The sequence below is a fragment of the Pseudooceanicola lipolyticus genome (assembly GCF_002786325.1).
Lineage (GTDB): Bacteria > Pseudomonadota > Alphaproteobacteria > Rhodobacterales > Rhodobacteraceae > Pseudooceanicola_C > Pseudooceanicola_C lipolyticus.
This window is the reverse complement of sequence record NZ_PGTB01000194.1, coordinates 1-6,203: the sequence shown is the minus strand read 5'-3', so window position 1 is coordinate 6,203 and position 6,203 is coordinate 1. Positions and strand designations below refer to the sequence as shown.

The following is a 6,203-nucleotide window of genomic DNA, read 5'->3' as shown; positions in this document are numbered from 1 at the left end:
CGCCCGCTCCGGCCCCGGTGGCCGCGCCGGCTCCGGCCCCCGCGCCGACGCCGCAGCCGACCGAACAGGTGCCGGTGACGGCCCGGTCGGATACCGCGACGTTGCCGTCCTTCACCTTCGGCCAGACCGACCGTTCGGTGAACGAGCATTGCAACGAGATCAACGTGCTGACCGCGGCCAATGGCGGCGTGACCACGCCGGGCCGGGTGTCGGACAAGGAATTCGCGCTCAACGAGCAGTTCTGCCTGGCCCGCACCCATGCGATGGCCGAAAGCACCTCGATCACCGCGACCATTCCCAACCTGACCGACGCGCAGATCGAACAGCAGTGCCAGGGCCTGGCCCAGGTCATTGCCCCGCAGATCGACGGTCTGGGCACCGCGCGCCCCGACATGGTGATCAGCGATGCCTCGGCCGTGCTGCAGGAATCGGGCCAGCCGATGCCGCAGCTGATCTCGGGCGGCAAGGTCTGTCTGGGGGTCGGCTATCGCATCGACGATGCGCAGATGGCGCTGGCCTCGGCAATCCTGCTGACCGCCGCCGGACAGCTGGGCTATGGCGAGGCGGTCAGCCACCACATGCGCGAAGGCTTCGGCACCGCCAAGGTGGATGCGCAGAAGGCCGGCGCCTGGATGAAACTGGGGCTGGACTCGGTCAAATCGACCGCCGGTGCCGCGGTGATGGGCCAGTCGCCTGATCGCGTGGCCGTTCTGGAAGAGGCCAGCGGCGGCGCCAGCGCCAGTGCGACGCTGCCGGTCTTCGGCTCCAGCAACAACTGACCGGTCGTTTTCAATGACTTGCGCAAGGCCCGCCCATCCGGCGGGCCTTGCTGCCTTTGCGGCGGATGTTCCGTGCCCCTCGGCCGCGCTAAAGAGGCGGCACACCGGTTGAACCGGCGCCCGCCGGAGCCCATTTCAAAAACAGACGAATTTCCCCCGGTTTTCGCAGCGCCTTGCTTGACTCCGTTTTTCCATGTCCCTATCTACGCGCCGTTAGCACTCGACCTAGGTGAGTGCTAATGGTCGCCTCATCCGAGGGACCGGAGGTAAAAAACTTTGAGCCTTAAGGAGCTGCAAAGATGGCATTCAAACCCCTGCATGACCGGGTGCTCGTGCGCCGTGTCGAAAGCGACGAGAAAACCAAGGGCGGTCTGATCATTCCCGACAGCGCGAAAGAAAAGCCCAGCGAAGGCGAAGTTGTCGCCTGCGGCGACGGCGCGCGCAAGGACAGCGGCGAACTGATCGAAATGGCCGTGAAAGCGGGCGACCGCATCCTGTTTGGCAAGTGGTCGGGCACCGAAGTGACCGTCGACGGCGAGGAACTGCTCATCATGAAAGAGAGCGACATCCTCGGCATCATCGAAGGTTCGGCTGCGGCCAAAGCCGCCTGAACGCCACGGGTTTTCACGAACTCAAACGCAAGTTTCTGAGGAGTAGAAAAATATGTCTGCAAAAGACGTCAAATTCGATACCGACGCGCGCAATCGGATGCTCAAGGGTGTGAACATCCTGGCCGACGCGGTCAAGGTGACCCTGGGCCCCAAAGGCCGCAACGTGGTTCTGGACAAATCCTTCGGCGCGCCCCGCATCACCAAGGACGGTGTGTCGGTTGCCAAGGAAATCGAACTGGAAGACAAGTTCGAGAACATGGGCGCGCAAATGGTCAAGGAAGTGGCCCAGCGCACCAACGACGAAGCCGGTGACGGCACCACCACCGCAACCGTGCTGGCCCAGGCCATCGTCAAGGAAGGCATGAAGTCGGTTGCAGCGGGCATGAACCCGATGGACCTGAAGCGCGGCATCGACCTGGCCACCACCAAAGTGGTTGACGCCATCAAATCCGCCGCTCGCGACGTGTCCGACAGCCACGAAGTGGCCCAGGTCGGCACCATCTCGGCCAACGGCGAAGAAGAAATCGGCCGCCAGATCGCAGACGCGATGCAGAAGGTCGGCAACGAGGGTGTGATCACCGTCGAAGAGAACAAGGGCCTCGAGACCGAAACCGACGTCGTCGAAGGCATGCAGTTCGACCGCGGCTACCTGTCGCCCTATTTCGTGACCAATGCCGACAAGATGACTGCAGAACTCGAAGACTGCATGATCCTGCTGCACGAGAAGAAACTGTCGAGCCTCCAGCCGATGGTTCCGCTGCTCGAGTCGGTGATCCAGTCGCAGAAGCCGCTGCTGATCATCGCCGAAGACGTCGAAGGCGAAGCGCTGGCCACCCTGGTGGTCAACAAGCTGCGCGGCGGTCTGAAGATCGCAGCCGTCAAGGCACCGGGCTTTGGTGATCGCCGCAAGGCCATGCTGCAGGACATCGCGATCCTGACCGGCGGCCAGGTGATCTCGGAAGACCTGGGCATGAAGCTGGAAAACGTCACCATCGACATGCTGGGTTCGGCCAAGAAAGTCTCGATCACCAAAGACGAGACCACCGTTGTCGACGGCGCAGGCGAGAAGGCGGAAATCGAAGCCCGCGTTTCGCAAATCCGTGGCCAGATCGAGGAAACCACCTCGGATTACGACCGCGAGAAGCTGCAGGAACGTGTTGCCAAGCTGGCCGGCGGCGTTGCCGTCATCCGCGTTGGCGGCATGACCGAAGTCGAAGTGAAAGAGCGCAAGGACCGCGTCGATGACGCCCTGAACGCAACCCGTGCCGCCGTTCAGGAAGGCATCGTGGTTGGCGGCGGTGTCGCCCTGGTGCAGGCCGCCAAGGCGCTCGACGGTCTGACCGGCATCAACAACGACCAGAATGTCGGCATCTCGATCGTCCGCAAGGCGCTGGAAGCGCCGCTGCGCCAGATCGCTGAAAACGCCGGCGTCGACGGTTCGGTTGTTGCAGGCAAGATCCGCGAAAGCGAAGACAAGACCTTCGGCTTCAACGCCCAGACCGAAGAATATGGCGACATGTTCAAGTTTGGCGTCATCGACCCGGCCAAAGTGGTGCGCACCGCACTGCAGGACGCCGCTTCGATCGCCGGTCTGCTGATCACCACCGAAGCCATGGTGGCTGACAAGCCCGAGCCGAAAGGCGCCGCACCCGCGGGCGGCATGCCCGACATGGGCGGCATGGGCGGCATGATGTAAGCCGTTCTGTCAGTTCTGACAGGGAAGGGGGGCTTCGGCTCCCCTTTCTTTTTGCGGTTTGGCAACACCGCCGCGCAGCTTGCCGTGACCGCCTGCACCTGTCACACCTGTGCGGGTCAATGGCGAGAGGGGCGCAGCGTGCTGGACGGGATCCGTATCATCGAAATCGAGGGGCTGGGGCCGGGGCCCTTTGCCGCCATGCTGCTGGCCGATCTGGGCGCCGATGTGATCGTCGTGCATCGCAAGGGCGGCACCGGTAGGGTCACCGCCACCGAGGCGCCGGTGCTGGACCGGGGCAAGCGCTCGATCGAACTCGACCTGAAAGACCCCGAGGACAAGGCGACGTTGCTGGCGCTGGTGCGCGGCGCCGATGCGCTGATCGAAGGGTTCCGCCCCGGCGTGATGGAGCGCCTGGGCCTCGGCCCCGATATCTGCCTGGCGGAAAACCCCCGGCTGGTGTTTGGCCGTATGACCGGATGGGGGCAGGACAGCGCGCTGTCCCATGCTGCCGGGCATGATTTCAACTATCTCTCGATGTCCGGCGCCGCCTGGTATACCGGCCTGGACGGCGATGCGCCGTTTCCACCGCCGACGCTGGTGGGCGATATCGGCGGCGGTTCGCTGTACCTGGTGGTCGGTCTGCTGTCGGGCCTGCTCAATGCCCGCGCCACCGGGCACGGCACCGTGGTCGACGCGGCGATCTATGACGGCTCGGCGCATATGATGAACCTGCTGATGACCCTGCGCCAGCGCGGCGGCCTGCCGCGCGACCGCGCCGGCTCGGCTCTGGGCGGGCCCTACTGGTCGCGCTGCTATCGCACCTCGGATGGCGGCTATATGTCGGTCCAATGTCTGGAACCGCAATTCTACGCCACCTTCGTCGATTTGCTGGGGCTGGCGGACGATCCCGATTTCCGTACCCAGCAGGGCCCCGACAGATGGCCGGAACTGGCCGCGCGGCTTGACGCCATCTTCGCCAGCAAAACCCGCGATGACTGGGCTTCGCTGTTCCTGGGCACCGATGCCTGCGTCGCCCCGGTGCTCGACCCGGTCGAGGCGATGCAGCACCCGATGAACCACAGCCGCGCCACCTGGCGCGAAATCGACGGCGCGCTGCAGGCCGCCCCGGCGCCACGCTTTTCCACCCGGCCGGACTGGACCCCGCGCCCCTCGCCAAAACGGGGCGCGGATACCGACGCGATCCTGGCCGAGCTGAAGCGGGGCTAAGCCAGCCGGCCCCCGGCGCGCCCGGCCTTGTGCCCCGCGCCGATCCGGGCCATGGTTCGGCCCCATCCGGATTCCCCGGTAAAGGCTGCCCCATTGCTGAACTTCAACCGCGACCCCGTCTACGACAGATTGCAATTCCCGTTCGAGACCGCGCCGGATTATGGCGCGGTGACGGAAATTGCGCCGGGCCTGATCTGGCTGCGCATCCCGCTGCCGTTCCGGCTGGATCACGTCAATATCTACTTGCTGGAAGATGGCGATGGCTGGGCGGTGATCGATACCGGCATCAGCACCAGCGCCGCCAAGGCGGTGTGGGACGGGCTGTTTGCCGGTCCGCTGCAGGGGGTGCGACTGACCCGGGTGATCGTGACCCATCATCACCCCGACCATATCGGCCTGGCGGGCTGGCTGTGCCAGCGCTTCGGCGCCGAGCTGCTGACCAGCCAGTCGTCTTTCATGTCCAGCCGGGTGATCTCGCTGGCGCCGCAGGATTTCGGCTCGCGGCATTACTTCGATTTCTATTCCAGCCACGGGATGAGCGCCGAGGCGGCCGGTCTGGTCGCGATTCAGGGCAACGAATATCTCAAGCTGATCGAACCGCTGCCGCGCAGCTTCCTGCGTTTGGTGATGGGCGACCAGCTGGTGATCGGCAGCCGAAGCTTCCGCGTCTTCTCGGGCGACGGCCACGCGCCGGAACAGATCATGCTCTATTGCGAGGATGAAAAGCTGCTTTTCGCGGCCGATCAGGTGCTGGAAAAGATCTCGCCCAATGTCAGCGTCTTCGCCGGCGAACCCAATGGCGATCCGCTGGGTCATTTCCTGCGCACCCTGCGCCTGATGCGCGCCGAACTGCCCGATGACGTGCTGGTGCTGCCGGGCCACCGCCGGCCGTTCCACGGGCTGCACATGCGCTGTGCCGAGCTTGAGGCGCATCACGAGGAACGCTGCGACCGGATCCGCGCCGCCTGTGCCCAGGGGCCGAAATCGGCGGCCGACCTGGTGCCGGTGCTGTTCACCCGCGAACTCGATCCGCACCAGATGAGCTTTGCCTTCACCGAGACCCTGGCCCATGCCAACCGGCTGGTCCGCCGCGGCGAGATCGCGCCGCAGACCCAGGCGGGCAAGGTGTTTTTCGTCCCGGCCTAGAGGCGGGTGTTTCGACCGCATTCGGTCTCAACCAGGAACGCGGCATCGGGTGCGGAACAATGGCGCGACGCGCCGCTGCGCCCCTCGGGGCGGCGATCTGGGTGAGGTAGCGCCTTGTGCCGGGGGCACGCGGATTTGGCCAGCAGAAACCCAGAGGCACAGGCCTAGCCTCGCCGGCGGCCCGGCGATGGCGCGGCGCCCTCACTTCCGGGGCTTCGCCCGCAAGGTTGGGTCGGCCTGGGTCGGATCCTCGGGCCAGGGGTGTTTGGGATAGGCCGCACGCATGTCCTTGCGCACATCGGCATAGGACCCGGCCCAGAAGCCGGGCAGGTCGCGCGTCACCTGCACCGGGCGCTGCGCCGGCGACAGCAGGGTGATCTTCAGCGGCGCGCCCGCCGCCTCGGGATGCGCTGTGACCCCGAACAGCTCTTGCAGGCGCAGGGCGATCTCCGGCCCCTCGGGGCCGTAATCCACCGGCACCTTGCGGCCCAGCGGCGTGACGAAATGTTCCGGTGCGCGGGCATCCAGCAACTGCACCTGATCCCAGCTCAGCGCCGCGCGCAGGGCGGGCAGGGGGTCGAACCGTTTCCACTCTTCCGCGGTGCGCAGGCCGCCCAACATCGGCAGCAGCCAGTGCTCCAGCGCGGCCATCAGCCCCTCGGGGGAGAAATCCGGCAGGTCCGCGCCCGCGGCCCGCACCAGTTCCACCCGCTGGGCCAGCCGCGCCGCGCCGCCGTCCAGCCG

5 protein-coding genes and 1 pseudogene are annotated in these 6,203 nt (G+C 65.8%); 5 read left to right on the top strand and 1 reads right to left on the bottom strand.

Going from position 1 to position 6,203, the window contains the following annotated elements; all coding sequences use genetic code 11:
* From CVM52_RS27115 to CVM52_RS22735, 5 genes and pseudogenes are all read left to right on the top strand, one after another.
* Positions 1–779: pseudogene (locus tag CVM52_RS27115) on the top strand (peptidoglycan-binding domain-containing protein); the annotation flags it as partial.
* A gap of 299 nt (positions 780–1,078) precedes the next feature.
* Entirely contained in the window at positions 1,079–1,390 is a 312-nt protein-coding gene (locus tag CVM52_RS22750) for a co-chaperone GroES (RefSeq protein WP_100164651.1), read from the top strand.
* A 52-nt stretch (positions 1,391–1,442) separates the two neighbouring features.
* Positions 1,443–3,086, top strand: a complete 1,644-nt coding sequence (gene groL / locus CVM52_RS22745; protein ID WP_100164650.1) for a chaperonin GroEL — start codon at positions 1,443–1,445, stop codon at positions 3,084–3,086.
* A 138-nt stretch (positions 3,087–3,224) separates the two neighbouring features.
* Entirely contained in the window at positions 3,225–4,313 is a 1,089-nt protein-coding gene (locus CVM52_RS22740) for a CaiB/BaiF CoA transferase family protein (protein ID WP_100164653.1), read from the top strand.
* A gap of 93 nt (positions 4,314–4,406) precedes the next feature.
* Complete coding sequence (locus CVM52_RS22735; protein ID WP_240621040.1) at positions 4,407–5,459, top strand: MBL fold metallo-hydrolase; 1,053 nt, start codon at positions 4,407–4,409, stop codon at positions 5,457–5,459.
* Between the two features lie 201 nt (positions 5,460–5,660).
* On the opposite strand, the gene CVM52_RS22730 is transcribed toward CVM52_RS22735, so the two are convergent.
* Positions 5,661–6,203: ATP-dependent helicase C-terminal domain-containing protein (locus CVM52_RS22730; protein ID WP_276308659.1), on the bottom strand; the 543-nt coding region annotated here is incomplete at its 5' end.